At 55.6% G+C, this 25,216-nt stretch carries 25 protein-coding genes; 12 read left to right on the top strand and 13 right to left on the bottom strand.

The genetic code is table 11. The annotated features are described in order from the left end of the window. Positions 1 to 7 precede the first annotated feature (7 nt). The 4 genes from ACTHO6_RS01670 to thiD all read right to left on the bottom strand — a co-directional run bounded on the left by ACTHO6_RS01670 (position 8) and on the right by thiD (position 3,186). Positions 8 to 640, bottom strand: coding sequence for a deoxynucleoside kinase (locus tag ACTHO6_RS01670; RefSeq protein WP_440239392.1), 633 nt, complete (start codon positions 638 to 640; stop codon positions 8 to 10). 160 nt (positions 641 to 800) lie between these two features. Beyond that, positions 801 to 1,862, bottom strand: a complete 1,062-nt coding sequence (gene splB, locus ACTHO6_RS01665; protein WP_440238665.1) for a spore photoproduct lyase — start codon at positions 1,860 to 1,862, stop codon at positions 801 to 803. Between the two features lie 90 nt (positions 1,863 to 1,952). Then, complete coding sequence (locus tag ACTHO6_RS01660; protein WP_440238663.1) at positions 1,953 to 2,162, bottom strand: hypothetical protein; 210 nt, start codon at positions 2,160 to 2,162, stop codon at positions 1,953 to 1,955. Positions 2,163 to 2,391: 229 nt separating this feature from the next. After that, positions 2,392 to 3,186, bottom strand: a complete 795-nt coding sequence (gene thiD, locus ACTHO6_RS01655) for a bifunctional hydroxymethylpyrimidine kinase/phosphomethylpyrimidine kinase (RefSeq protein ID WP_440238661.1) — start codon at positions 3,184 to 3,186, stop codon at positions 2,392 to 2,394. 106 nt (positions 3,187 to 3,292) lie between these two features. Between thiD and ACTHO6_RS01650 the strand changes: the two genes are divergently transcribed. The 3 genes from ACTHO6_RS01650 to ACTHO6_RS01640 all read left to right on the top strand — a co-directional run bounded on the left by ACTHO6_RS01650 (position 3,293) and on the right by ACTHO6_RS01640 (position 5,248). Further along, the gene (locus ACTHO6_RS01650; protein ID WP_440238659.1) at positions 3,293 to 4,099 is read left to right on the top strand and encodes a sensor histidine kinase; all 807 of its coding nucleotides are present in this window, start codon (positions 3,293 to 3,295) and stop codon (positions 4,097 to 4,099) included. After that, positions 4,096 to 4,746, top strand: a complete 651-nt coding sequence (locus ACTHO6_RS01645; RefSeq protein ID WP_440238657.1) for a response regulator — start codon at positions 4,096 to 4,098, stop codon at positions 4,744 to 4,746. Before ACTHO6_RS01650 ends, ACTHO6_RS01645 begins: the two co-directional genes overlap by 4 nt. A 100-nt stretch (positions 4,747 to 4,846) precedes the next feature. Then, positions 4,847 to 5,248, top strand: a complete 402-nt coding sequence (locus ACTHO6_RS01640; RefSeq protein WP_440238655.1) for an SET domain-containing protein — start codon at positions 4,847 to 4,849, stop codon at positions 5,246 to 5,248. On the opposite strand, the gene ACTHO6_RS01635 is transcribed toward ACTHO6_RS01640, so the two are convergent. Continuing rightward, positions 5,212 to 5,394 carry a permease gene (locus ACTHO6_RS01635; RefSeq protein WP_440238653.1) on the bottom strand — a complete coding sequence of 61 codons (183 nt, stop codon included), beginning with the start codon at positions 5,392 to 5,394 and terminating at the stop codon, positions 5,212 to 5,214. The genes ACTHO6_RS01640 and ACTHO6_RS01635 overlap by 37 nt on opposite strands. Before the next feature lie 337 nt (positions 5,395 to 5,731). On the opposite strand from ACTHO6_RS01635, the gene ACTHO6_RS01630 reads away from it, so the two are divergent. Both ACTHO6_RS01630 and ACTHO6_RS01625 read left to right on the top strand, forming a co-directional pair. Beyond that, a complete protein-coding gene (locus ACTHO6_RS01630; RefSeq protein ID WP_440238651.1) occupies positions 5,732 to 6,136 on the top strand; it encodes an ArsR/SmtB family transcription factor in 405 nt (134 codons plus the stop codon). Positions 6,137 to 6,457: 321 nt separating this feature from the next. After that, positions 6,458 to 7,435: a cation diffusion facilitator family transporter gene (locus ACTHO6_RS01625; protein ID WP_440238649.1), complete on the top strand. Its 978-nt coding sequence runs from the start codon at positions 6,458 to 6,460 to the stop codon at positions 7,433 to 7,435. Positions 7,436 to 7,559: 124 nt separating this feature from the next. Here ACTHO6_RS01625 and acsA read toward each other — a convergent pair whose 3' ends face one another. Continuing rightward, positions 7,560 to 9,275 (bottom strand): acetate--CoA ligase, encoded by a 1,716-nt coding sequence (acsA, locus tag ACTHO6_RS01620; RefSeq protein ID WP_440238647.1) that lies wholly within the window; start codon positions 9,273 to 9,275, stop codon positions 7,560 to 7,562. 166 nt (positions 9,276 to 9,441) lie between these two features. On the opposite strand from acsA, the gene ACTHO6_RS01615 reads away from it, so the two are divergent. From ACTHO6_RS01615 to ACTHO6_RS01585, 7 genes are all read left to right on the top strand, one after another. Continuing rightward, the gene (locus ACTHO6_RS01615; protein WP_440238645.1) at positions 9,442 to 10,350 is read left to right on the top strand and encodes a metallophosphoesterase; all 909 of its coding nucleotides are present in this window, start codon (positions 9,442 to 9,444) and stop codon (positions 10,348 to 10,350) included. A gap of 45 nt (positions 10,351 to 10,395) precedes the next feature. Further along, entirely contained in the window at positions 10,396 to 11,430 is a 1,035-nt protein-coding gene (locus ACTHO6_RS01610) for a PucR family transcriptional regulator (RefSeq protein WP_440238643.1), read from the top strand. Between the two features lie 108 nt (positions 11,431 to 11,538). Further along, complete coding sequence (locus tag ACTHO6_RS01605; RefSeq protein ID WP_440238641.1) at positions 11,539 to 12,654, top strand: ABC transporter ATP-binding protein; 1,116 nt, start codon at positions 11,539 to 11,541, stop codon at positions 12,652 to 12,654. Between the two features lie 119 nt (positions 12,655 to 12,773). After that, the gene (locus tag ACTHO6_RS01600; protein WP_440238639.1) at positions 12,774 to 13,550 is read left to right on the top strand and encodes a Cof-type HAD-IIB family hydrolase; all 777 of its coding nucleotides are present in this window, start codon (positions 12,774 to 12,776) and stop codon (positions 13,548 to 13,550) included. Positions 13,551 to 13,569: 19 nt separating this feature from the next. Beyond that, positions 13,570 to 14,202 carry a trimeric intracellular cation channel family protein gene (locus ACTHO6_RS01595; RefSeq protein WP_440238637.1) on the top strand — a complete coding sequence of 211 codons (633 nt, stop codon included), beginning with the start codon at positions 13,570 to 13,572 and terminating at the stop codon, positions 14,200 to 14,202. Positions 14,203 to 14,273: 71 nt separating this feature from the next. Continuing rightward, positions 14,274 to 15,677: a S8 family peptidase gene (locus ACTHO6_RS01590; RefSeq protein WP_440238635.1), complete on the top strand. Its 1,404-nt coding sequence runs from the start codon at positions 14,274 to 14,276 to the stop codon at positions 15,675 to 15,677. A gap of 37 nt (positions 15,678 to 15,714) precedes the next feature. Continuing rightward, complete coding sequence (locus tag ACTHO6_RS01585) at positions 15,715 to 16,308, top strand: NAD(P)H-dependent oxidoreductase (protein WP_440238633.1); 594 nt, start codon at positions 15,715 to 15,717, stop codon at positions 16,306 to 16,308. A 100-nt stretch (positions 16,309 to 16,408) separates the two neighbouring features. Here ACTHO6_RS01585 and ACTHO6_RS01580 read toward each other — a convergent pair whose 3' ends face one another. The 7 genes from ACTHO6_RS01580 to ACTHO6_RS01550 all read right to left on the bottom strand — a co-directional run bounded on the left by ACTHO6_RS01580 (position 16,409) and on the right by ACTHO6_RS01550 (position 25,014). After that, positions 16,409 to 16,921, bottom strand: a complete 513-nt coding sequence (locus tag ACTHO6_RS01580; protein WP_440238631.1) for a DUF3907 family protein — start codon at positions 16,919 to 16,921, stop codon at positions 16,409 to 16,411. 93 nt (positions 16,922 to 17,014) lie between these two features. Then, the gene (locus ACTHO6_RS01575) at positions 17,015 to 18,190 is read right to left on the bottom strand and encodes an ABC transporter permease (RefSeq protein ID WP_440238629.1); all 1,176 of its coding nucleotides are present in this window, start codon (positions 18,188 to 18,190) and stop codon (positions 17,015 to 17,017) included. Next, a complete protein-coding gene (locus tag ACTHO6_RS01570) occupies positions 18,183 to 19,373 on the bottom strand; it encodes an HlyD family secretion protein (RefSeq protein ID WP_440238627.1) in 1,191 nt (396 codons plus the stop codon). The genes ACTHO6_RS01575 and ACTHO6_RS01570 overlap by 8 nt, the downstream gene beginning before the upstream one ends. A gap of 36 nt (positions 19,374 to 19,409) precedes the next feature. Then, complete coding sequence (locus tag ACTHO6_RS01565) at positions 19,410 to 20,012, bottom strand: TetR/AcrR family transcriptional regulator (RefSeq protein WP_440238625.1); 603 nt, start codon at positions 20,010 to 20,012, stop codon at positions 19,410 to 19,412. Positions 20,013 to 20,220: 208 nt separating this feature from the next. Further along, positions 20,221 to 23,421, bottom strand: coding sequence for a BTAD domain-containing putative transcriptional regulator (locus tag ACTHO6_RS01560; RefSeq protein WP_440238623.1), 3,201 nt, complete (start codon positions 23,419 to 23,421; stop codon positions 20,221 to 20,223). A gap of 118 nt (positions 23,422 to 23,539) precedes the next feature. Then, complete coding sequence (locus tag ACTHO6_RS01555; protein WP_440238621.1) at positions 23,540 to 24,163, bottom strand: sporulation protein; 624 nt, start codon at positions 24,161 to 24,163, stop codon at positions 23,540 to 23,542. Between the two features lie 65 nt (positions 24,164 to 24,228). Then, positions 24,229 to 25,014, bottom strand: a complete 786-nt coding sequence (locus ACTHO6_RS01550; RefSeq protein ID WP_440238619.1) for a copper amine oxidase N-terminal domain-containing protein — start codon at positions 25,012 to 25,014, stop codon at positions 24,229 to 24,231. Positions 25,015 to 25,216 lie beyond the last annotated feature (202 nt).

Here is a 25,216-nt window from a genome sequence, read left to right as displayed (position 1 = left end):
CGCCTCTTTACCCGCGCAACTCCTGGATGCGCGGCAGGATGAGGTCGAGCATATACTGCCGATCCTCGGGCCGATGCACGAAATCCAGCTCGTCACAGTCAAATTTGATGACAGGCGTATCGGGGTGGTGCTTCTCAAACTCGTCCATGAATTCGTTGTAGTCGGCGATCAGATTCTTCATATACCCTGCATCCATCCTCCGTTCCACCTCGCGATCGCGCATGGCGATCCGCTTCATGACCGTGTCGAGGGACGCCGTCAAGTAGATGACCAAATGAGCCTGGGGCAAATCCTCTGTCAGGATCTCATAAATTTTGAGATACTTCGGGAGATTGTTGTCTGACAACGTTCGTTTGGCAAAAATCGTATTTTTGAAAATATTGTAATCGGATACGACAGAAATGCCCTGGTTAAGATAGTGGGCGTGAATATCCTGCAATTGCTTGTAGCGGTTGCACAGAAAAAACATCTCCAGCTGAAAACTCCACTCTGCGATGTTTTCGTAAAATTTTCCGAGAAACGGATTTTCATAGACAATTTCTTCCAATAATTGCAAATCGCATGTGCGGTGCAGTTCCCGTGCCAACGAGGTTTTTCCGATTCCGATCGGCCCCTCAACGGTTATCAAGATGGACTTCATATACGCTTCTGTTCCTTTCGCCAAAATGAGAGCACTCCATATTTTAGCACGCGTACTTCCATTTGTCGAAACCATTCGTTTTCTGTCGCGCGCCGTTTTTTTCCAGCAAAAAAACTGCTCTTGTGATGTGTAAGAGCAGTAGAGAGACGGGGCTTTGGCGTTACGTAAAATACTCGATCTTCGCCTGCGGAAACAGTCTGGCAATCTCCTTCTCCAGATGAGCCTGCAAGGCTTTGGCCTGCACGTCCGGGTAGACGTACTTGCCTTTGCCGTACTTGCCCCATTTGTACTTGCGTTCCTCTTCGTTCATCGCCAGCTTGGTCTTTGGATACCGCTGCAAAATCAAGCTTTTGGCAATTTTGGTGAAGCGGTGCTGAATCAGCTCGAAGGTGAGGTCAGCCGTTGCTTCCGGGACGAGCTGGCCTTGCAGCCGTTCCAGCAAATCGGTGTAGCCTGCCTCCCATCCGTCAAACCAGTACAAGGGAGCCAAAATAAACCCGAGCGGATACCCGGCCTGGGCCACTTTGCCTGCCGCTTCCAATCTTTGCGCAAAGCTGGAGGTGCCAGGCTCGAAGTTTTTGATGACGTAATCGGCATTCATGCTGAAGCGAAAACGGGTATGTTTGTTATGCTTTGCGTCAAGCAACGAATCGACGTGGTGAAACTTGGTGACGAACCGCAGGCGTCCGTATTCCTGCTCCCCCATGAATTCGATCGCGCGCTTGAGGTTGCCTGTCAGATGCTCGATGCTGACCGGATCGGACGTACAGGCGGCCTCGAAGCGGGTGATCTCTCCCCGCCGCTCCTCGATGTATGTTTTCGCCTGGGCCAAAATTTCATCCGTATTGACGTAGACGCGAATGTACGGCTTGGACCCGATGTTCGTATTCAAATAGCAGTAGTGACAATGCGCCGCACAGCCTGTAGCCAGCGGAATCGCGTATTCGGCAGACGGCTTGGAGGTCTCGAACTTCAACGTTTTGCGCACCCCGATGACCAGCGTTCGCTTGGCATTGCGGTACTTCTCCACGTCGGTCTCCCCGGGAATGCCGCGAACCTGATTGTGGCTGGTGGTCATCTGCAACGGAATGCCTTCTGCTTTCAAACGATGGTACAAGTCCTGACCGAGCGGGTAGTTCAGTGCGTTCGGCTCGACGAAAACATAGTCGGGCACGAACAGCCCCGCTTTTTTCTCGGGTGTGTCCAGCAGTTTCGTTACCATAAGCGCGTGATCCCTCCCCGTGTGTAGTATGGCCGACACAGCCGGACAAGCTCCAAGGGGATCACTGGTTGCGGGGAGAGCGCATCCGCTCTACAGCGTGCTTTTGAACTCGCGCAGCCACTGTCGCGCTTCCGCCACCTGACTGGACGGCACCTGTAGCGTGTACACATACCCGCCTTTTTTCGTTTCTCTGGCCAGCAGCCTGACCCGGATTCCTTTCATCTCCAGGTAGCGTCGGCACTCGCTCGCCACCCTGGGGAGCCCGTACGATTCATGAATCGTTACCCACTTGGTCCACATGCCTTCCCCCCCTACCGTGCTTCTTGCTTTACTGTAAGCAGCCGGCAGGCAGTTGGTTCAAAAAAGCTGCTTCGAAAAAAGCAAGCCCGCAGGCCCCCTTTTGGACGTTCCGCTTCGTTTACGTGGATGCGTTTACGTAGTTTACCGGACCAAATAAAAAAAGCAAACGGCCCCGCAAAGTGCTTTTCCAGCCTGCGGAGCCGTCTGCCTGTTCGTCTCTTCTCGTCCGTTAATCCACAACCGCCCAATGGTTGGTCGGACCATGACCGCCGCCCAATTGCGGAGCGGTCTTGATCGCGGCAAAAATAAAGCGGTTCGCTTTTTCGACCGCAGCCGTAAGCGGCGTATGTTTCGCAAGCTCCGCCGTCAGCGCAGCCGAGAACGTGCATCCCGTTCCGTGCGTATGCCGGGTCTGGATGCGCGCATGCGACAGCTCGAAAAAGTCGCGGCCGTCAAACAAGATGTCGATGACCGTGTCTCCGTCGAGGTGGCCGCCCTTCATCAAGACGTTGCGCGCCCCCAGCGCATGAATGGCGCGGGCGCCTTCGCGCATATCGTCCGGGGTGCGAATCGTCATGCCCGTCAGGCACTCCGCCTCCGGCACATTCGGCGTCACGACCTCTGCGAGCGGCAGCAACTCTGTTTTCAGCGCGTCGATCGCCTCGTCTTGCAGCAGCTTGGCCCCGCCCTTGGCGACCATCACCGGGTCGACGACCAGCTTTTCCAGACCTGCGGCGCGGACCTCTGCCGCTACCGCCCGAATGATCTCCGCATCAAACAGCATCCCGGTCTTCGCCGCGTCTGCCCCCAGGTCGCGCAGCACCTCGCGCATCTGCTGGGCCACCGCTTCTGTCGGCAGCGGATACACCGCGGACACGCCCAACGTATTTTGCGCCGTAATCGCCGTAATCGCGCTCATACCGTAGACGCCAAACTGGTGAAACGTCTTTAAATCGGCCTGGATGCCTGCTCCTCCCCCGCTGTCTGATCCTGCTATCGTCAATGCTTTCGCAACTGTATGCATGAATCTCCCTCCTGCTCTTCCCACCATTTCTCCTACGAGTATATCATCCGCTTGTCCCATTCGGTATACTTAGGAGTGATGACCAACCGCAAAGAAGGGATTTCCGATGTCGTACCGCTTGTTTTACTGGCTGACCGTGCTGATTCCCGCCATCATTATCGGCGGCTTCGAATTTATCCGCCACGATTTTTTGCTGCCTTATATGTCCATGGAAACGGGCAACGTCTACATCACGCTATTGACGCTCTTCCTGTCCTATTTGTTCGCTACCTGGATGTTTCGCACGATCAAGCAGATGAACGCGCGGATCGTCGAGGAGCAAGCCAGACGGGCCGTCTACGAGGAACGCGAGCGTCTGGCCCGCGAGCTGCATGACGGAATCGCGCAGTCTTTGTTTTTTCTCAATGTCAAGCTGAAGCAGGGGCACATCGATGATGCCAGAGTAGCCGTCACTGCCATCGACAACCACGTGCGCCAGGCGATTTTCAACCTGCGCTCCTTGCCCGAGGAAGGCAGCTTCGACCAGCGGCTGGAAAAATGGCTGACGCAGTGGAGCGCGCTGTCCGGCGTGGATGTTGCCTTGGACCTGCGCGTGAAGGAAAGCTTTTTCACCCCCGCGGAGGAGGTCCAGCTGTTCGGAATCATCCAGGAAGCTTTTGCCAACATCCGCAAGCATGCGCAGGCCAAGCATTCCTGGATTCGACTGACGACAGACGAGCCGCGCAGCTGGCAACTCGTGATCGAGGATGATGGCGTGGGAATTGCCCACACCCAACCCGACACGAAAAAATACGGCCTGTCGATGATGCGCGAGCGGGCGCGCCAACTGAACGCCGCCATCGACATTCAAAAACGGGCAGACGGCGGTACCATCATTCGCCTGACCGCCCCTTCTGGAGGTGTTAGACCATGAACGCATACCGTGTGCTGATCGCCGATGACCACCCGATGGCCCGCATGGCGATTCGCTCGCTTCTGGACCCGGACCCTTCGTTTGAGGTGATCGGCGAGGCGGAAAACGGCGAGGAGGCTTTTTTGCTCTGTGGACAGTTGCAGCCCGATCTGGTGTTGATGGACATCAACATGCCGAAATGGAGCGGCCTGGAAGCGACCCGCGAGGTAAAAAAAGCGTACCCGCATATCAAGGTCGTTATCCTGAGCGTCTCGGATGACGTCGCAGACCTGATTACCGCGATTCAATTCGGCGCGCAAGGCTACCTGCTGAAAAACCTGGAGCCGGACGACTGGATCAACTACTTGCACGCGTTGCTTGGCGAAGACAGCGAGCTGACGCGGGAAATGGCCACCCGACTGATGTACCGGTTCAGGCAGGAGGAGCACGTGGACGATCTGGTCCCGGATGTGCTGACGCCGCGCGAACGGGAAATCGTCATGTACGTCGGCGCGGGAAAAACGAACCGGGAGATCAGCGAGGCGTTGACGATCGCCGAAAACACGGTGAAAAACCACCTGAAAAACATCCTGGAAAAGCTACAGCTCGCCAATCGCGTACAGCTCGCCGCCTACGCGGTTCGCCACCATCTGGTCATGAAAAAATAATGTTCCGCCGACGCAAAAACAGTTGCTTTCCGCCCCAACCACTGTCATCCTTAGAAGGACCATGTAACGATCCAAGACATTAGAATGGCAGGTGAACCCCATGCTTGAAGTCAAGACCTCCAAGCTGAGCAACGGAGAATTAAACAGAGGCGTTTTTGCCATGCGGGCTTTCGCAAAAGGCGAATTGCTCCACGAAGCCCCGGTTCTTCCTTATTTGAACGAGGAGCACGAACATATTGAAAAAACGCTTTTGGCGGATTACGCCTTTGAATACGGTGCCAACCATACCGCGTTTTTGCTCGGCTACGGCATGCTATTCAACCATTCCTACACGCCAAACGCCACGTACAGCATCAACTTCGACAACCACACCTTCGATTTCTACGCCTATCGCGACATTCAGGCGGGCGAAGAGATATTGATTAACTACAACGGCGAGGAAGATTGCGACGATCCGCTCTGGTTTTATGAAGACGAACAATCCGGTGCGCCCAAAAAATAGTCCCGATACACCATCAGGCAGGGGAAGCTCTCCCCTGCCTTTTTAATCAGGTGGCGGACAACCGGGACAATCGCACACTCGCACACCGGAAACAAAAAGCCGAGCAGTCCAGCAATCGGCAGCGCGACGAGCGGATGCTTCAGCATCCAGCGCCTGACCTGCTATTCCGAGAAAAAACGTTTTGACATCGAGCCAGCGCGGCGACCATTCGATGTGAAAGTCGGAAAACCAGCTACGCTGGCTTCCAGCGGTAAGCCAGACTACACACAATCCAAGAAGGACGGCCCCTATGATCTCTATGAGGAAATGACGAATGTTTGCAAGCACGTATGGTGTTCACTCCTTTTGTAAATCGTCATCATTCCTATTAGATGCAGGGTCCCTAATTAGACGCGAGGTCGACACTTTCCTTCTGCTGCGCGCCTTTTTTTCCGTCCCTATCCGTTTTATAATGGATAAAACCGACTGTGCGGAGGGAAGAACATGGAGCTGGAATTTCAGCGTGCTGCGGAAGAAGAAGGAGATGTTTGCGAGATCCAGGCGGTCGATGAAGCGAAGGTGAACAGGCTGCGACCGAAAATGAGCGAAACAGAAGGCGTCGCCCCCCTGTTCAAGGCGTTGGCTGACGACACGCGCGCAAAAATCATTTACGCCCTGGCGCTGGAGGGCGAGCTGTGCGTGTGCGATGTCGCGGCCACGATCAACAGCTCGATTGCCAACACCTCCCACCACCTGCGCCTGCTGCGCAATATGGGGCTGGCCCGGCACCGCAAAGACGGAAAGCTCGTCTACTACGCCCTGGACGACGACCACGTTCGCCATCTGATTATGTGCGGAATCGAACACGCATCCGAGTTAAAGCAATCGAAAAAGACAGCCCGTTCTTGAGCGGTCCCCTTCTGGCTCGTCACTTTTGTGGCGGCTTTTTATTTTTTACCCATCATTCAAACGTTTGTTTGAATATAAGAATGATTGTGGTATGATGGAGGTACACGCTCAGCCGAATGAAGGTTCTCCCCTGCGTGACCTGGAAGTCAAGGCAATGCATCGGCCTTTCGTGCTTTCCAGCGGGCTGCTGCATGCCCCTTTTCCTTTGGCCGTTTTGGGGAAAAATAGGTCGGACGGCATGCTGTGCACGGGTCTATGTAACGACCCTACTCGCCATGAATAACGCGTTCGCGAAAGCGTCCGCTAGAGGAGGATACCACTATGGGATTCCATCATCATGACCACGGAGATGGACACGCTCATCACCACCATGGAAAAGGAGCCAGCAAAAAAGCGCTGCTCGCTTCTTTACTCATCATCAGCGTCTTTTTCATCGTCGAGACGATCGGCGGCTTTTTGACCAACAGTCTTGCGCTGTTGTCCGATGCCGGCCACATGCTCAGTGATGCCTTGGCGCTTCTGCTCAGTCTCGTTGCCATGCATTTCGCCGCACGTCCCCCATCGGCGCAAAAAACGTTCGGGATGCAGCGCTTTGAAATTCTCGCAGCACTGACAAACGGCGTCACGCTTGTCCTGATTTCCTTGTTTATTTTCTGGGAAGGCTTTCAGCGTCTGCTCGACCCCCCTGAGGTAGCCAGCGGAAAAATGATCATCATTGCCACAATCGGTCTGCTGGCCAATATCGCCGCGGCCCTCGTCCTCATGCGCGGCGACTACAAGGACAACGTGAACGTGAAGAGTGCCTACCTGCACGTTCTGGGCGACATGCTCGGGTCTGTCGGCGCGATTCTCGGCGGCATCCTGATGCTCGCTTTCGGCTGGTATATCGCCGACCCGATCATCAGCCTCATCGTCGCGTTTCTGATCCTGCTCAGCGCCTGGCGTGTCACCAAGGAATCGGTCAATATCTTGCTGGAAGGAGCGCCGTCCCGGCTCGATACGACAAAGGTGGAAGCGCGCCTCGGCCAGCTTGGCGGCGTGCGCAAGGTGCACGATCTGCACATCTGGACGGTCACTTCCGGCTTTGACTCGCTGACGTGCCATCTCATCGTGGAAGACAACGTGCCCAGCTACCCTGTTCTGGATGCGGCGCTGAATCTTTTGCAAAAGGAATTTGGCATCACGCACGCTACGATCCAGATTGAGAACTCTTCGATCTCGCACGGCAAGCTGCATTGTCAGGGCGGAGAGCCGGAGCATGAACACGGGCATGCGCATGAGCACGGGCATTCGCACTAAGCACGCGAACGCACTCATTCACGCCCTCTCCTGCATACGAGCGCCCATTCCCAAGTCTCTCCCCCACTGAGCAAAAAAAGAACCATCTCCCTTAGCCAAGAGAGGTGGTTCTTCGTCTGTTCGTCTAGTCTTCCATCGTGGACAGATCGCCTGTCGGCAACCCCAGTTCCCACGCCTTGAGCACACGGCGCATGATTTTGCCGGAGCGCGTTTTTGGCAGTTTGTCGCGGAACTCGATTTCGCGCGGGGCGGCATGGGCAGCAAGCCCTTCCTTCACGAACTTGCGAATGTCGTCCATCAGCGCTTCGCTTGGCTCATAGCCTGCACGCAGCGAGATGAACGCCTTGATAATCTCACCCCGCAGCGGATCGGGCTTGCCGATCACCCCTGCTTCGGCCACTGCCGGATGCTCGACCAGCTTGCTCTCGACCTCGAACGGCCCGACGCGCTCGCCGGACGTGTTGATAACATCGTCGATCCGGCCCTGGAACCAGAAGTAGCCTTCCTCGTCCTTGTAAGCGGAGTCGCCCGAGACGTACCAGCCCGGGATGCTGAAATACTCGGCGTATTTCGCCGGATTGTTCCAGATTTGCCGCATCATCGACGGCCAGCCGACGCGTATGGCGAGGTTGCCCATCCGGTTGGGCGGCAGTTCGTTGCCTTGATCGTCGATAATCGCCGCGTAGACGCCCGGGATTGGCTTGCCCATCGAGCCTGGCTTGATCGCCATGCTGCGGAAGTTCGAAATCAGCTGGCCGCCCGTCTCGGTCATCCACCAGTTGTCGTGTATGCGTTGGTTGAATACGCGCAACCCCCAATACACGACCTCCGGATTGAGTGGCTCGCCAACGCTCAGCACGTGACGCAGGCTGGAAAGATCGAAGCGCTTCACGACCTCGTCGCCTGCTCCCATCAGCATGCGGAACGCGGTCGGTGCGCTGTACCAGACCGTTACTTTATATTTTTCAATCGTTTTATACCAGTCTTCCGGCGTGAAGCGGCCGCCGCGAATGACGTTCGTGACGCCGTTCAGCCACGGAGCGAAAATGCCGTACGAGGTCCCTGTCACCCAGCCCGGGTCAGCTGTACACCAGTACACATCGTCCTCTTGCAAATCCAGCACCCATTTTCCCGTCTGATAGTGCTGAATCATCGCGTTGTGAACGTGCAGCACGCCCTTTGGCTTTCCGGTCGAGCCGGACGTGTAGTGCAGAATCATCCCGTCTTCGCGATCCACCCACTCGATCTCAAGCTCGGAGGATGCTGTGGCCATCGCTTCTTCAAAGCTGATTTGCCCTTCCGCAAGCTCCTCTTTGGCCCCGACAAGAATGACATGCTTGAGCGCAGGCAGCTCGGATACCGGAATGCGCGGCAAAAGAGCAGGAGTCGTCACAATCGCGGTCGCTTCGCTGTTTTCCAGACGGTCGCGTACCGCCGCTTCCATGAATGCCTCGAACAAAGGCCCGACGATCGCGCCGACCTTCAACGTTCCTAAAACGCTTACATAAAGCTCTGGGGTGCGCGGCATGAAGACGAACACGCGGTCGCCTTTTTTGATCCCCAGATCGCGCAGTACATTTCCGAATTTATTGGACAACTCACTCAGTTGGGCAAAGGTGTAAGATTCTTCGCGGGTCAAATCGCTGTACAAAAGCGCGACCTTGTCCTTGCGCTCGGTAGAAAGATGGCGATCAATGGCTTCATAAGCCATGTTCACTTTTCCGGTCTCATACCAGGAAAATTGCTTTTCGACATCCTTCCAGTCAAAACGGGCGTACGTCTCGTCGTAATTCTCCAGGTTGAATCGGCCTTCTGTCGCCGGAATTTTTTCTACGTTCATGCTCTCACTCTCCTAAACCCCTCAATGGATTCTTTCACTACGCAACATTCATAATATTTCTGCACTTTTCGCTAAATTCCTTCTGCCAGAACCTACTTATTCGAAACGCGCAGAAATCGAGTATAATGACACTACCTCAAGAGAGGAAAGGAGATGGCCGGAAGAAATGCTGTGGGTTTTGCTGATGGTCGCTGTCGCCTTGCTCTATGGAAAAGCCTATCGCAATACGTTTGACCTCCGTACCAACTATGTCTCAATCCCGCTGCACTCGTCGCAGCATAGAGAGGATCGGCAAGACTTCGAGCCGCTCTCTATCTTGCATCTGTCCGATTTGCACATGGAAAATTTGTCGATTGACCCGATGCGAATCGTCCGCGATTTTTCCGGACAATCGGTCGATCTGATCGCCATTACCGGAGATTTGCTAGATCGCCATAAAAACATTCCGAAGGCCGTCGCGTACATCGAGAAGCTGATGCAGTTGCAGCCGACGCTCGGGACGTTCGTCGTTTTCGGCAACCACGACTACGTTCTCGCGCCGCCAAAGCTGGCCCAGCTGAAAGCGGAGCTTGCGCGAATCGGCTGCCGCGTCCTCGTCAACGAGCACGTGACGGTCGACCATAAAGGCCAGCCGCTGCACATCATCGGCGTCGACGATTACAGCACGCGCCGCAGCCAACTGGAGAAGGCGTTTCAAGCCGTTCCCGCGACAGGCGCGCGCCTCGTTCTCACGCACGACCCGAATATCGTCTTGCATATGAACGATTACGCCTACGATTACTTGCTGGCGGGACATTTCCACGGCGGGCAAATTCATTGGCCGCGTCCCTACCATCTGGCCAAAATGGGAAAGCTGCCGCGGCTGAATATGGTCAAGGGGCTTCATCAGATGAACGGACGGCCTTTTTACATCAGCGAAGGCTTGGGGCAAACCGGACTGAATGTCCGCCTCCGCTCCCGTCCGGAAATCACGCTGCACACGCTTGGAGGCGCAAGCCAGCTTGCGCTCGCCGAAGCGAGGAGGAGAGAGTCGTCGGTATTGCAGGAAAGCGCCGCCACGCTTGCGCTGGAGTAAGGTATAATAGACTTACGTGAGCTGTTTGTGACGGAGGTCTACACTGTGGAAAAATGGATGAAAGAAATCGAGCAAATCAGGCAGGTCACGCATTTGCCGATCGTATGCGTCAAAACAAAGGAACACGATAGAAGCCAGACCCAACAAGAATGGGAGCAAAAAGGCTGGGAGCTTGTTACGTTTGCGTCTGAACGCGATATCGCCTATCTCGTGCTGATTGAAGCAAAACAGTGGCCCGCCTCTGCCCGTTCCTTGCTGCGTCTGTTTTTTTCCCGTTCGGAAGAAAAGCCGCCTTCGACACGGTACGAGCGGATTGCCGTGTGGCTGCAATCCATGGTGACGGGGCCGCGCCAGGCTCCCCCTGAACGCCTGGATGCCCTCTGGCCGTGGAAGGAAGAACGCCTCTCCTTTTTGATCGAGCGAAACCGGACGGAGGGCACCGGCACATGGGAAGCGCTGCAAAGCTGCTTGTACCCGTTTTTCCGCGAAACGACTGCCTGCGCGCCGCATGATCTCCGCCTCGCCTTTTTTCCGTTAGGTTACGCTTATTCTGTCCTGCTGCTCCCCGTTTCTATCCTGGGCGGTGCAAGGGAACGAGCGGACTTGCTGGAATGGGCATCCGGTCTGCACGACCTGATCTCGACCGAATGGATGGAGCCAGTCCGCATCATTGTCAGCACGCCTGTGGACGCGCCGTCCTCCCTGGAACAAACGCTTGCAGGCCAACTGCTGCTGTCTCGCGCCCTGCAACAATATCGGGCACAGGTGATGGTGGCGGGCGACTGGATGTACCCGCTGGAGCGCTGGGCCGCCTCGCTGCCTGCGGAAGCGGCGAAAGCGATTGCCCGCGAGTTGGCCGCCCACATGTCCGTACCGCAAATCAGCACGGAGCAGCTTGAAACCTTGGAAACGCTGTTCGCCCAGCAGCTAAATGTCAGCGAGACGGCACGCCAGCTTTTTTTGCACCGCAACACACTCTTGTACCGACTCGACAAACTGACGGAGCAAACCGGGCTTGATCCCCGCCAGTTCGCTGACGCCGTTTTGCTTCAGTTGTACTTGCTGTTTCGGCAGCATTAACAAAACATTTTGTACAGGTCGTCCATAGCCATACTGTCTAAAAATTGGTACTCTTGCAAAAAAGTCACCCGAGAATTCGCCCCCACCATTCTAGGAGGTGCCTCTTCCATGGCAAAAGTGACCCTGAACCATCTATACAAACGGTATGGCGGCAATATAACGGCGGTCCATGATTTTCACCTGGAGATTCAGGACCGGGAGTTTCTCGTTCTCGTTGGGCCATCCGGCTGCGGAAAATCGACGACGCTGCGGATGATTGCCGGACTGGAAGAAATTTCCGAGGGCGATTTGTACATAGGTGATCGTCGCGTCAACGATGTCCCTCCCAAGGATCGGGACATCGCGATGGTGTTTCAGAGCTACGCTCTCTATCCGCATATGAATGTCTATGAAAATATGGCGTTCGGCTTGAAGCTGCGCAAATTTTCCAAGAGCGATATCGACAAGCGGATACAGGAAGCGGCGCGCATCCTCGATATTTCCCACCTGCTGGATCGAAAGCCCAAGGCGCTTTCCGGCGGTCAACGCCAGCGTGTGGCCCTTGGTCGCGCCATCGTGCGGGAGCCGCAGGTCTTCTTGATGGACGAGCCTTTGTCCAACCTCGATGCCAAGCTGCGCGTCCAGATGCGGACGGAAATCCTCAAGCTGCACCAGCGGCTGAATACGACCATCATCTACGTTACCCACGACCAGACGGAAGCCATGACCATGGGCGATCGGATTGTCGTCATGAAGGACGGCCTGATCCAGCAAGTGGCGACGCCGAGCGAGATTTACAACCATCCCGTCAATCTGTTTGTGGCGAGCTTCATCGGCTCCCCTGCGATGAACTTCATCAAAGGGCAGGTTACGGAAAAGGACGGCGCCCTGTATTTCGCTGCCGACAATCTCCACGTCCGCTTCCCCGAGGACAAGGCGAAAGTGTTGCGCGACACCGGCTATGTGAACAAGCCGGCGATCTTCGGCATCCGTCCCGAGGACATCTACAGCGATGCCGCTTTTATGGAGGCCAATCCGTTCGAAAGCACGCTGACAGCCCAGATCGAAGTGGTGGAAAACATGGGCTCCGAGCTGTACGTGTACTTCCACAATATCGGCCAAACCCAAATGGTCGCCCGCGTGGATGCCCGCGAGAATCTGAAGCCGCACATGGCGGTCAAGCTCGCCATGGATCTTTCCAAATGTCATCTATTTGACAGCGAGACGGAAGTGGCTGTATTCTAATAGCGAAGTGAAAAGGAATGCCTTTTCCGGCATTCCTTTTTCTGTTGTGCGCAAACGTGGCGGCTTCTGTACTGCCGCTGCTTTTTTATGCAAATAGAGAAAAGAGTGGAGAGAACAAAATGAGCTACAAAATTGTCTTTTTTGACATTGACGGTACTCTCTTGAACACCGCGCACACGATCCCGCCCTCAACCGTCGACGCCGTACAGAAGCTCAAGCAAAACGGCATTCGGGTTGCGATCGCAACGGGCCGCGCGCCGTACCACCTGATGCCGATTGCCGAGCAGCTCGGGATCGATACGTTCGTCGGGTTCAACGGCTCGTATGTCGTGAGCGAAAATCGGGTCATCCACCATACCCCGTTTGCCGCAACGACCCTGGCCGAACTGGAACAGCTGGCAAAAGGGAACGCGCATCCGATGGTGTTTTTAAGCCATGAAGAGTGCTATGCGAATACAGAAGATCACCCGCATGTCCTCGACTCGTTCGACTTTCTGCGCTTGCCCGCGCCTGCCCATCACCATCGCTATTGGGAGGTCGCCCCGATCTACCAGGCGTTTCTGTATTGCACCGCCGAAGAAGAAGCGATCTATACGCAAGCCTTCGAGCAAGTGTCGTACGTACGCTGGCATCGGCACGTCCTGGACATTCTCCCGAAAGGCGGCTCAAAAGCGCGCGGCATTGAGGCCATCCTCAAGCACGCGGGGCTTACACCCGCAGATGCCGTCGCCTTCGGAGATGGACTCAATGACAGGGAGATGCTCTCCTACGTCGGGATGGGCGTCGCCATGGGAAATGCCCATGAAGAAGTGAAACCTTTTGCCCGGATGGTTACCCGTCACGTAAACGAGGATGGCATCCGGCACGGCTTGCTGCAACTTGGACTCATCAACTAGGAAGGACGCTGAAGGATACATGTCTTGGGAATATTTTAACATCATCGGCACCGTAGCGTTTGTCATCAGCGGTGCGATCATTGCCATGGAGGAAGAATACGACATCTGGGGAGTCATCGTTCTCGGAATGGCTACCGCTTTTGGCGGCGGAATCATGCGCAATATCTTGCTCGGGATTCCGCTCACCGCTTTTTGGAATCAGGGAACGCTGTTTACCATTGCGCTCGTTTCCATGCTGATCGTTTTTGTCCTCCCACACAAATACCTGGACTACTGGAATCGCTGGGGGATGTTTTTTGACGCAGTGGGGCTTTCTGCCTTTGCTATCCAGGGCGCGATTTACGCCACCCAGATGAACTACCCGGTCAGCGCTACGATCGTGGCAGCCGTTCTGACCGGAATCGGCGGCGGAATCATCCGCGATGTTCTCGCCGGACGCAAGCCGCTCGTGTTCAAAGAAGAAATCTACGCCGTCTGGGCCATGGTCGCCGGGCTGGCTGTCGGTCTCAAGTGGGCGACGACCGTTGGCGAACTGTACACCTTGTTTTCCGTCATCATCGTTTGCCGGATGATTTCCTATCATCAAGGCTGGAAGCTGCCGCGCCGCTCGCTTCGTGCCGTCCCGGTTCGCCCTTCTGACAACCGAATGTAAGCTATTTCCTTCATAATCACTCCCTCCCTGTGCACGCTATAAGTATCAGCACTGGAGGGAGTGAGCTTTTTTTGCGCGTCTTGCCCCCGATCATCGTCGCTCTTGCCTTGGTCGGTCTGGTCGTTATCCCTTTTCGCTATCAGCAACACGCTGAGCAGGAAATGCGCGAACCTCACCCCCGCGTCACTTCCATCGAGGCGACCATACCGCGGATCAACTATATCGAGCAGGTCAAAGACATGCGCAGGGATCTGGAAAAAAGCAGCCATGTCGAGACGCTGCACCACAATCCGCGTGACCGCAGCCATTATGTCGAGCATGAAGTAGTCGTTCGTTTCTCCCCTCGCCCCGAGCGAAAAAAAATGGATCAGCTCATCGCTTCCATGGATGCCAAGATCAAACGCGATTTTGAGCAATTCCTCATCATCAAGTCCAACAGCCTGACGACGAAGCAGCTGATGAAAAAGCTGGCCGAGCATCCCGACTCGGTATTTGCCGAGCCGAACTACCTACTCCTTCCCAACCGCAAGCCAAACGATACGTACTATGCGGAGTACCAGTGGAATTTGCCGCTGATCGGCATGGAAGAGAGCTGGGATGTGAGCGAAGGCAGCAGTGACGTCACCGTCGCTGTCATTGACACCGGGATTGATCTCCAACATCCGGAGTTTGCCGGAAAGCTCGTGGAAGGCTACAACGTTCTGGACGACTCCCATCATCCAGAGGACGACAACGGGCATGGCACACACGTCTCCGGGGTGATTGCCGCCAAAACAAACAACCGAGACGGCATTGCCGGCATGTCGTGGAACAGCAAGCTCATGCCGATCAAAGCGATCGGGGCGGACGGCTCCGGCTCCGCTGTCGATATTGCGCAAGGGATCTACTGGGCGACCGATCACGGAGCCGACGTGATTAATCTCAGTGTCGGCAATTACACCTCATCCGCCGCTTTGCGGGAAGCGTGCCGCTATGCGTATGAGAAAAACGTCGTTCTCGTTGCGGCAGCCGGAAACGACGCCACCAACCAGCCGAGCTACCCCGCTGCCTATGAGGAGGTACTCGCGGTCGCCGCTGTCGACCATCGCAAGGAGCGCGCCGATTTTTCCAACTTTGGCGATTACGTGGATGTCGCCGCTCCCGGTGTCGATATTCCAAGCACGTACATCTACAGCGATTACGCCTCGCTCTCCGGCACTTCCATGGCTTGCCCGCACGTGGCAGCGCTCGCTTCGCTTGTGCGTTCCGTCCATCCCGCCATGTCAAACCGGGATGTGATGGAGCTCATCCGGCAATCGGCCACAGACCTCGGCGCTCCCGGGCACGATCAGCTGTACGGCTACGGGATGATCGACGTCCGTCAGACGTTGCGGCAAATCAAGCCGGCAGAGCCAGCCCGCACAGAAAAAACGCCGCATTCGGTCGGCGGGCTTCTCAACAAATTTTTTATGCGCCTGCGCTTTGGCTTCGAATAAGCGTACCACACGACGAACTGACGAAAGGGATGGATTGATGAAAGCCTGCATCGTATTTGCCCACGAAGGAAAAGAGAGCTTCTGCCATGCTATTCTTGAACGCGTTACCCGCTCGCTGCAAAAACAGCATGTAGACTTTACCGTGCGCGACTTGTATCAGATGAAATTCCAGCCTGTCTTCGATGCGGCAGACATGCAAAACGTGTCGAACGGATCTGCCTCCCAGGATGTTGCGACAGAACAAGAGCTGATCTCGGAAGCCGATTTGCTGGTGATGATTTACCCTGTCTGGTGGTGGTCTGCTCCCGCGATCCTCAAAGGCTATATCGACCGTGTGTTTACCAACAACTTTGCCTTCCGCTACGACTCCGACGGCCCGGTCGGCCTTTTGGCAAACAAGCAGGCCATCGTCCTTACGACCACCCGGGAGTCCGAAGCAGACATGAAGGCGAGCGGGCTGGGCGATGTAGTGAAGAAACAGATTGTGGACGGCACGCTCGCCATGATCGGCTACGATGTCACTTATCGTCATTTCGCCGCCGTTCCTTACGTGGACAGCGCAGATCGCGAACAGATGCTTGCCGAAGTCGAGAAAATCGCTGCGAGTGTGCATCAGCCGCTCGGCGTGTAGCCCCGGATAAAAAAACCGGGCTTGCGTCAACAGCTTGACGCAAGCTTCCTTGCTCGCATGCGGCATGAGGCCGGGTCTCGCAAAAAAACAAGCACAGGGTTTACACCTGTGCTTGTTCGGTATGCCGCCGTTTTTTGGCTATATAGTCATTTTCGTAGTATTGCAATTCATCGCGCATTTGTTCAAACACTTTCGACAAGGACAAGGTCAGCTGTTGCAACTCGGGCGTTACCTGCTTGCGGAAAATGATGCAGTCCTGACCCGTGTAGGCATAGCGGCCGTCTTCCTCATAAACCTCGCCTTTGGGATAATAAAAGTAATTGACACAGGTGTGGTACACCTGATACAGGACTTCCTCGGCAAACTCTTCGTTAAATCGTGCTCGGCGCAGGGATACCCCCAGCCTGTCGTACGCATTTTCACAGTAAACCAAAAGGTGGCGCAGATCGGAAAGGTACGTTCGATAATAAGCTTCATACTCCTCCGGATCGCCCGATGCAGATACTAGACTAGGCAACGTAACCTGATTGAGATAACGCTCCAACTCCATGCTTACCTTTTTCAATTTGGTGTACGTTTCTTCGCACAATTGTTTCAGATGAGTCGCTGACATAGTGTCCCCCTTGCGTTGAAGAATCTGCCTTTTTTAAGTAAGTATATAGGATAGATTCTTTACAACACAAGGGTTTCTTTTCTGCAAATCTCGCTAAACCGTTGTCGTTTCAGCAGTTACTTCCTTTTTTTCCCTTGCCTGTAACAAGTATAGGACGTACGCGAAGAACAGGCCTAACACGGTCATGAAGCCTAACACCGCCAAATCGTGGGTGACGTAGGACAGGTCATGCCCTTTGCTCAAGATCTCCCGCACGCTGTCCAGGAAGTAGGTCAATGGCAACGATTTCCCAATCGCGGCAACCGCCGTCGGCATCGACGCCAGCGGCCATGTGAAGCCGGAGAGCATAAACGAGGGAACGGCAATCATCATCGCCGTCTGGGTAGCTTGCAGCTGGTCTTTGGCGAAGAAGGAAATCGCGTAGCCGATGGCGAGCACTGCCAGGTTAAAGGCCGTTGCGACCAGCATCAGGTCAACCGTGCTGCCGTAATAAGGAATTTCGAACCCTTTCAGCAGCAGGGTGAAGCCCAGGAACACATTCAGCGTGCCCGCCAAAAAGTACGGCAACAGCTTGCTTGCGGTAATGGCGAAAAAGCTGTGGGATGCCAATGTTTCCTTCCAGGTTCCCGCTTCTTTTTGCTGGGCCACCGACAGGACAATGCCGAGGAACAAAACTTGTTGCAGCACGGTTCCCGTCAAGCCGAAGACCATGAAGGACATGTAGCTGAACGTTGGATTGTACAGGACGCGGTAGCGGTAGTCAATCCCGGTGAACAGGTTTTTCCCTTCCTCTCCCCAGCTGCCCTTCGCTTCCATTTTCTTCAGCGTTGCGCCTGCGGACACGGATTTGACTACGGTGCTTGCGGCGCGGACAGCGGTGTTCGAGATCATGATGTTACTGCCGTCAATGACCGTCAAAACCTCTGCGGGCCGTCCGGCTTTGATATTTTTCTCCAGCTCGGCCGGAATGATCAGAGCGATATGGGCCTCGCCCTGATCCACCAGACGCATGGCTTCCTCTTCCGATCCGACAATAGACGTAATCCGGAACGTCTGATCGACCTCAAACGCACGGTACAGCTCGCGGCTCAGCTCTGACTGGTCCGCATCGACCATGACAGTCGGGATGTTCATCACTTTCTTTTCGCTGTACAAAAAGCCGAACAACGTCAAGTAAAGGATGGGCACGATAAACAGGACATTGCGAATTGTTTTATTGGCAAACAAATTTTGCCATTCGCTCCAGAAGAGCCGGGGGAACTCACTCACCTTCAACAGCTCCTTCGAGCTTCCATTCGACCGTCAAGCCTGGCCGAAGCTCCGGATCAGATACGAGCAGCTTCACCTGGAACGAACGGATGTCGCGATCGCCCAGCTCCTGGGTTGCCTTTTTGACGGCAAAATCAGCCGCCGGGGCAATCGTGGCAATACGGGCCTCTACTTCCCGCTTGAGCGCAGGGACAAACAGCTTGACGGTGTCGCCTGGCTTGATCTGACTCAAGGCATATTCGCTGACGTACAGCTTCACATAGTGGTCGGATTTCGCTTGCAGGGTAAGGACGGTAAACCCTTGCGCGACCAGTTCGCCTTTTTGCACGGCCACGGATTTGACCACGCCGTCCACTGGCGCTACCAGCTTCGTATTGTTCAGATACGCCTCGATTTCATCCAGGGCGCCTTTGGCTTGCCGCACACCCGCCTCGGCTGATTTCACATCCAGCTCCTTCAAGCCTACCTGGCCGCGTGCAGCCACCGCTTGCTTGTAGGCTGCCTTGGCCTGCTCAAGTTGTGCCTGCGCGGCATCGACCTGCTCGCGGCGCGCTCCGGACTGGGCCATTTTCAGCTGTTCGTCAGCGGCTTTCAGCTCCGCTTGCGCTTTTTCCGCCTGCAATTGCGCTTCCTCCACCTTTACCTGGGGAACGGCTCCCTCTGCCAGCAGCTTTTTCATCCGCTCCAGATTCGCCATCGCAATCTCATTCGACGTTTGGGCCGCGTGCAGCTTCGCTTTCAATTGGGCGATTTCTTCGCTGCGCGCCCCGTTTTTGTTTGCCGCAAGCTGGGCCTCGGCCGAGCTGACTACCGCTTGCGCCTGGTCTACCTGGGCACTGCTTGAGTCATCCGCAATCGACACGCCTTTTTTCGCCTGCTCGAGCTTCACCTGCGCCAGTCGGTAGGCTGCTTCCGCCTGTTCCTTTTTCGCCAGCAACTCTTCGCTGTTCAGGGTAGCGACCACTTGCCCTGCCTTCACTTCATCACCTTCCTGAAACGCGATCTGTTCGATGGAGCCACCCATTTTAAACGACAGGTCCACTTCCGTTCCTTCGATGACACCTGTCAGTTGTGTCGATGTATGCCCGGCCAGACTGCTTCCGCCGGATGCGAACAAAACGGTTCCCAGCACTGCGATTCCGGTCACAAAACCGGTCACTCCGATCCATGCACGTTTATTCATTGTCGATTTCTCCTCTGTGTTGTTTCTGTATGCACCTTACGATTGGTTTGGTTGATTCGCTTGGTTCGCTTGCAGCATGCCTGCCAAAAAGCAGCGCAGCGTATGCCGGTTTTCCCTTGTGTCCAACGGCTCCTTGCGATATTGCTTGCGGATCGCCGTAAACCCGACCATGCCGAACAATCCCGAAGCAAGTGTCCCGATTTCGATATCCGGGCGTATGTAGCCTTGCTCCTGCATGTGTTTCAGATAGCCTTCCATCATCGTAAAATACCCCGTCAGCAGCTTGGCGACCGTCAAATCGCGCTGTTCGTCGCCCGTAAAGACGCTGAGCAGGAGGAAGCAAAGCTCACGATTTTCGGAAAAGAAGCGAAGATGCTCATCCAGCACATGCAGCATGCGATCCTCCAACGACAGCTCTTCGTTCTGCATCACACGATCCACATGATAAATCAGCATCTTCACGCCTTTTTCAATCACGTACAAAAATAGCTCCTCTTTTGTCGAGAAATGATAGTACAGCGTTCCTTTTGCTACCTGTGCCATCTCCGCAATCGCGTCCATCGTCGTTTCGCTATACCCCAGCTGGGCGAACGCGGTAAGCGCTCCTTGGGCAATTTGATCTTTTTTGGATGGTGCCATCACTCCCGTCCCCCTTACCTGTTTTGAACTGACTGGTCAGTACAAAAATCAGTGTACGAAACCATCCTCGTTTTGTCAACCGTCTGCGCATCATCCGCTGGCGTTTTTTTGTCAGGCAACACAGCCAATCGTTGGCCCTGGGCGATGGCGGAGCCTTTTCGCTGCCCTTGTGCTGGGCAGAAAAAAAAGACCGCTTTTACACGGTCTTTCATTTTTCCCGGATGCGGTTGTACGTCTCCTCTGTCGCTGGCATCGGCGCGACCCCGAGCTGTTCCTGCAGCTTGGCGACGCATTTTTTGTACCAGCGAATCGCCTGCGTCCGGTTGTTTTGCTCGTAGTAAGCCGTCATCAGCAGCCGATACGCTTCCTCCCAGCAATCGTCCACCCGCAAAATCGCCTCGCACCAGCGAATTGCCTTTTCCAGCTCTCGCTGCTCCAGCCGGATTTTCGCCAGCCTCTCCGCTCCCCGCAAAAACAGCGCCTGGACTCGCTCCCGTTCGTCCACGCACCACTCCTCGTAGCGGCACTCGGGCATGTACTCGCCCTGGTAGTAACTGAGACCTTTTTCCAGCAACAGCGCGGCCTGGCGTTCGTCCTGTTCGGCCAATCCCAAGGTGACCAGCTTCTCAAACTCCTCGACATCCAGGTGATAGCCCGATGCGAGATTGAATCCGTAGGAGCTTCCGTGCCGCTGGATAAAAAAGGTGTCGGTCCTCGCTGCCCTGTCCGGCTCCAGCGCTTTGTTCAAGGCATTGAGCGCGACCTTGAAATCGCGGATCGCCGCCTCCTCGACGCTGTCCGGCCACAAGCGATGCATGATTTCCTCCCGAGTCAGCAGGTGGTGGCGCTTCGTCAGCAGCAGCTGGAAGAGCAGCTTGGCGGTTCCGCGCTGCCATGCCTTCTCACTCAGCTCACGCTCCCCCAGCCAGACGCGAAACGCCCCCAGCGTCTGGATACGCAGCGTATAGCCGGGATGAAACGTGACATTTTGCAGGCCGAGGTCGTTCAACAGCTGGGAAACGTACTCCGGCGATACTTTTCGCCGCTCCGCTTCCAGCAGAATCGGCATCAGCTGCTGGACGTCGTAAGGGGTAAGCAAGGTCGGACGCTGCAGCAAAAAGGAGTATTCCCCTGTCTGCATCAGCGACAGCGCCTGCGTCACCGCGGGGACGAACAGCTCCCACCGCTTGCTGCGATACGCGAGAAAGCTTTGCCACAGCTGGCAAATCGCCACATGATAGCTGTCGCCGCAATGACTCAGCCGCTCCGAGCATTCGCGAAACGTCTCCAGCGCCTCTTCGTCTTTGCCGCATTTGGCGTAGGCAATTCCCATCGCCATCCGCACCAGGCTGCCCAGCCAGTCGTCGCGCATGGCTTCCGTCTCGTGGATGCCTCGCTTGCCGTGGGAGAGCGCCTGATCGAGTGCCTTTTGACTGGCGTGGAACAACGTCAGACCGAGCAGCGTCTCCGATTTTCCGCGCGTGGACTGCAATTCCTCCATCATCTGCAAGCCTTTTTCGTACAGCTGACGAATTTCATCGACAGGCAGTCCCTGGCTGATGAGCGCCGCATGCGCTTTGCGGACGTAGCCATTCGCCTCCACGAACGGGGAATGCGCCGCACGCCCCAGCTGAATGGCCGTCTCCGCCGCCTCCAGCCCGCGCTCCCACTCGCCGTTCAGCGCGTAGACAAAGGACAAGAGCAGCGACGTTTCCCGATACGAGCGCGTCAACGTCGGATGCCTGGTCTGCTCCAGCTGCCATTTGTTCTCCAAAAGCTGGATAGAGGACTTCAGCCGCCCCGTGCGAAACAAAAGCCGCGACTCCAATTCTACCTCTGTCTGCTGCTCCAGCTCCTGACTTTTCTCATACCAGGCCGCCGCCTGCCTGGAGTCTCCCCGATTCGTATAAATTTCGGCCAGCAAGCGATACAGCCTTGGCGCCATCTCGCTTTCCTGCTCTTGCGGCGGCAGCAGCTGAATCGCCCGCTTGAGCAGTTCCTCCGCCCGGACGCCCTGCACGCTGTCGAGATGGACTCTCGCTTTGCCTTCCAGCCCCCGGCACAGGCCGATCCGATCCTGCTTTTCCTCGCAAAAAGCAAGAAACTGCTCGTAGGAGGCGAATGCCTTGGCGTACAGACAGCGGTATCGCTCCACCTCTCCTTGATAGAACCAAAGCCAGTGCTCCTGCGCCTTGATCGAATCCGGCAGCAGCGACAGCCATTTGTACAGACCGTCCAGCACGCCTGCACGCAAGAACCGCTCCGCAGCCAGACAAAGCCACGCGCCGAGCACATCCCACTGCTCGATCAGGCGTAGCCGCTCAAAGGCCCGCTCCTCGTCGCCATTGCGGCGGTACCAGACGGCCGCCCCCTTGTTGACCCGCCGGTACATGTCCTGATGCGAGGCCAGCTTGCTCGACAGCAGCCGCTGAAACAGCGGATGGAAAACGTACATGCCCCGTTCATCCACGTACAAAAACAGATTGCGCCGCCTCGCCTCCAGCAGCATGTCCTCCGCCCCCGCGCCCAAGACCTGCTGGCAGTCTTCGCGCGTAAACGATTCCAATACTGCCGCCTCCATCAAGAACTGCTGCATGCCCTCGTCCAGTCCGACCCATACGTCCGCTTCCAGCAAATGCAGCAGGCGGGACAGCTCGTGCAGGCTGTCAGAGAGTTTGAAGCCCCGGGCCATTTTTTCACCGATCGAGCGCAGCGCGATCACCCAGCCACGCGTGACCTCCTCTACCTGCTTCCATTCATCGTCAGTAAGCGCGATATCGTACTGATCCGCGTACAAGGCTTCGCTCTCTTCCAGCGTAAACGCCAAGTCGTCCGCCGCAAGCTCCAGACATTCGCCGCGCGCGGCGAGCAGCTCCAGCTGAGTCCAATCGGGACGGACGCGCGTCAAGATCGCCAGCTTGACGCGATGCGGCAACAGTTCAACCAGCCGGGAAACGAAACAGTCGGCTGCACTTCCGGCGGCAATCCGGTGATAGTTGTCCAGGACGATCACAAAATCGTCCGGAAGCAGGACGCATTCCTGGGCAAACCATTCCGCGAGCCGCTTGGCTTCCGCCGGATACTCCTGCCCCTGTCCCGGCTTCAATACGGCATCCAGCGACTGTCCAAAGCCGGGCACCACACGCCGGATGCTCGCCAGAAGACACCGTAAAAAATCGCCTACAGTCGCATCTTCCTCGGCAATCAAATACCAGGAGGCAGGACGCGCTTCATCGTGCAAAAACGTGGCAAAGGATGTGGTTTTGCCGTAGCCCGCTCCGGCGTGGATCAGACAGAGCTGGGCATGCGCCAGGAGCCGCAGCTTCCTCGCCAGCGCAGGACGCCGCAGCACGTAAGGCTTGTGCGAAGGAAGAGTGATTTTGGAAATGGGTACCTGGAATTGACTCATCGGTTGCACTCCTTGCCGTTCACCTACTCTTCCAGACTATTTTCCCCATTTTCGGCAAAACTCCTGCCACATGCCCCGCTCGACAAAAAGCCCACCCGGGCATCCAGGTGGTCTTTTGTCAATCGACGAGATTGTAGCCTTTCACTGTATAGCCGATGTCATTGACCAGCACCTGGAACTCCTCGTTGCTGACTTCCTCGCCGCGAAGGATGCGCTGGTGCATATCGGCCAGACGATCGTATATCGCCTTGTTTGTGGACACGTACATCAGATTGAAACGCGACTCGCTCTGCAACCTGCTGCGCAGACGGTCGACCACGCGCTTTTGCAGCGCATCTGTATGGCCATTGTCGTTGCGAATGATTTTTCCAGGGGTATACGGGATCGACGGACGGGGATTGACTTCATCGGGTTTTGGCGTATCTGTTGGCCATACACCGACCAGCAGATTGTCCTTGTATGCCAGCACCTTGATATCGACTACGCCCGGCAACCTTTCCGCATGCCGCTCCAGCAGGGCGACGAGATGCGGCTCGCGGTTATGGACCATTTTCTGGCTCATCATCGCGGCGGGACCTTTGTCCCTTCCTACGTTGTCATTGCGAACATTAATCCCGTACGCATCGAATTTGGCCGGGCTTCCGTTGCGATCCTCGGTGCCTTGTTCTTTGTTTGGCGAGCAGCCTGTCATCAGACCGACAAGCAAAATCGACGCGCATACGCTTACACCTATTCGCTTCAACAAAAAACACCTCCTTGCGCATAGTGTGGTGCGCGGGAGGTGTTCTTACTCAGGAAGTGGCTGGCTTAGTTTACGGGCTGGAATTCGCCTTCAAACGTATCCGCTTTACCGGCTACTTCTGCCTTCACCGTGAACTGGCGAATGCCATCGTGCGTCGTTTGGAAAAACTCAAAGGTTCCGTCTGCGTTCACATCGACAGAATAGGAGGTTCCTTCCAATTCCACGACAACCTCTGCCTTCGGGTCTACTTTCCCTGCTACTTTATAGATCCCCATTGGCGACAAGAGAAAATATTGGCCTCGGACGCTTTCCTTGTCGATCAGACTCACCGTATCCTGCTGTTTGCCCTCTTCCGCAGGCTTGGTCTGCTCCTGAGGTTTTCCTTCTGTCCCATTTGGGTTCGAAGCGGCTTGATCCGCAATCAAAACCGTTTGCGTAGCCGGGTCCCAGTCGACCTTGTAGTTCAGCGCCTCGGCAATGAAGCGTACAGGCACGACGGTGCGCTGGTTGACGATTTGCGCAGGCACATCCAGATGGATGGTTTGTCCATTGCGCTTGGCAATTTTTTGCGAGATGACCAGGCGGATATTGTCGTTTCCTTTGTCAATCGTCACGGTTCTCGTTTTTTCGTTCCAGTCGACTTGGAAGCCCAATGTTTCCGCAATGGGACGAATCGGCACCAATGTCCGGCTGTCGCGGATCAAAGGCTTTTGATCGGGAAATACAATCGCTTTTTTATTGTACGTCACCTTGACAGCCGTCTGCGCAGCGACGGGCGCTGCCGCGGCAGAGAAGGCGGCCATCGGCACCAAAGCAAGTGCCAGCACGAATGATGCGAGTTTTTTCAGCAAAAAGGTTCACTCCGTTTCCGAATAAGATTCACACGATTCCTAATCTACTATAGGCTTGGGGCCGTTTCAAGCCATTCCTGCAATGGCCTGCCAGGATCGCACTGTCATTGTAGAAGGAAGCAAGCCGCTTGGACAAGCAGGAATCAGCTGGAAATCGGTTAGAAAAGTACGGGGTTCCTCTGCCTTTAGACCCAATTTCAAA

It is taken from the genome of Brevibacillus sp. SAFN-007a (assembly GCF_051967035.1).
Lineage (GTDB): Bacteria > Bacillota > Bacilli > Brevibacillales > Brevibacillaceae > Brevibacillus.
This window is presented reverse-complemented; position numbering and strand designations above follow the sequence as displayed.

What these genes read in the sequence shown, in the direction of transcription:
- ACTHO6_RS01670 (WP_440239392.1), bottom strand. Translation starts at nt 640, where the DNA reads ATGAAGTCCATCTTGATAACCGTTGAGGGGCCGATCGGAATCGGAAAA.
- splB (WP_440238665.1), bottom strand. Translation starts at nt 1,862, where the DNA reads ATGGTAACGAAACTGCTGGACACACCCGAGAAAAAAGCGGGGCTGTTC.
- ACTHO6_RS01660 (WP_440238663.1), bottom strand. Translation starts at nt 2,162, where the DNA reads ATGTGGACCAAGTGGGTAACGATTCATGAATCGTACGGGCTCCCCAGG.
- thiD (WP_440238661.1), bottom strand. Translation starts at nt 3,186, where the DNA reads ATGCATACAGTTGCGAAAGCATTGACGATAGCAGGATCAGACAGCGGG.
- ACTHO6_RS01650 (WP_440238659.1), top strand. Translation starts at nt 3,293, where the DNA reads ATGTCGTACCGCTTGTTTTACTGGCTGACCGTGCTGATTCCCGCCATC.
- ACTHO6_RS01645 (WP_440238657.1), top strand. Translation starts at nt 4,096, where the DNA reads ATGAACGCATACCGTGTGCTGATCGCCGATGACCACCCGATGGCCCGC.
- ACTHO6_RS01640 (WP_440238655.1), top strand. Translation starts at nt 4,847, where the DNA reads ATGCTTGAAGTCAAGACCTCCAAGCTGAGCAACGGAGAATTAAACAGA.
- ACTHO6_RS01635 (WP_440238653.1), bottom strand. Translation starts at nt 5,394, where the DNA reads ATGCTGAAGCATCCGCTCGTCGCGCTGCCGATTGCTGGACTGCTCGGC.
- ACTHO6_RS01630 (WP_440238651.1), top strand. Translation starts at nt 5,732, where the DNA reads ATGGAGCTGGAATTTCAGCGTGCTGCGGAAGAAGAAGGAGATGTTTGC.
- ACTHO6_RS01625 (WP_440238649.1), top strand. Translation starts at nt 6,458, where the DNA reads ATGGGATTCCATCATCATGACCACGGAGATGGACACGCTCATCACCAC.
- acsA (WP_440238647.1), bottom strand. Translation starts at nt 9,275, where the DNA reads ATGAACGTAGAAAAAATTCCGGCGACAGAAGGCCGATTCAACCTGGAG.
- ACTHO6_RS01615 (WP_440238645.1), top strand. Translation starts at nt 9,442, where the DNA reads ATGCTGTGGGTTTTGCTGATGGTCGCTGTCGCCTTGCTCTATGGAAAA.
- ACTHO6_RS01605 (WP_440238641.1), top strand. Translation starts at nt 11,539, where the DNA reads ATGGCAAAAGTGACCCTGAACCATCTATACAAACGGTATGGCGGCAAT.
- ACTHO6_RS01600 (WP_440238639.1), top strand. Translation starts at nt 12,774, where the DNA reads ATGAGCTACAAAATTGTCTTTTTTGACATTGACGGTACTCTCTTGAAC.
- ACTHO6_RS01595 (WP_440238637.1), top strand. Translation starts at nt 13,570, where the DNA reads ATGTCTTGGGAATATTTTAACATCATCGGCACCGTAGCGTTTGTCATC.
- ACTHO6_RS01585 (WP_440238633.1), top strand. Translation starts at nt 15,715, where the DNA reads ATGAAAGCCTGCATCGTATTTGCCCACGAAGGAAAAGAGAGCTTCTGC.
- ACTHO6_RS01580 (WP_440238631.1), bottom strand. Translation starts at nt 16,921, where the DNA reads ATGTCAGCGACTCATCTGAAACAATTGTGCGAAGAAACGTACACCAAA.
- ACTHO6_RS01570 (WP_440238627.1), bottom strand. Translation starts at nt 19,373, where the DNA reads ATGAATAAACGTGCATGGATCGGAGTGACCGGTTTTGTGACCGGAATC.
- ACTHO6_RS01565 (WP_440238625.1), bottom strand. Translation starts at nt 20,012, where the DNA reads ATGGCACCATCCAAAAAAGATCAAATTGCCCAAGGAGCGCTTACCGCG.
- ACTHO6_RS01560 (WP_440238623.1), bottom strand. Translation starts at nt 23,421, where the DNA reads ATGAGTCAATTCCAGGTACCCATTTCCAAAATCACTCTTCCTTCGCAC.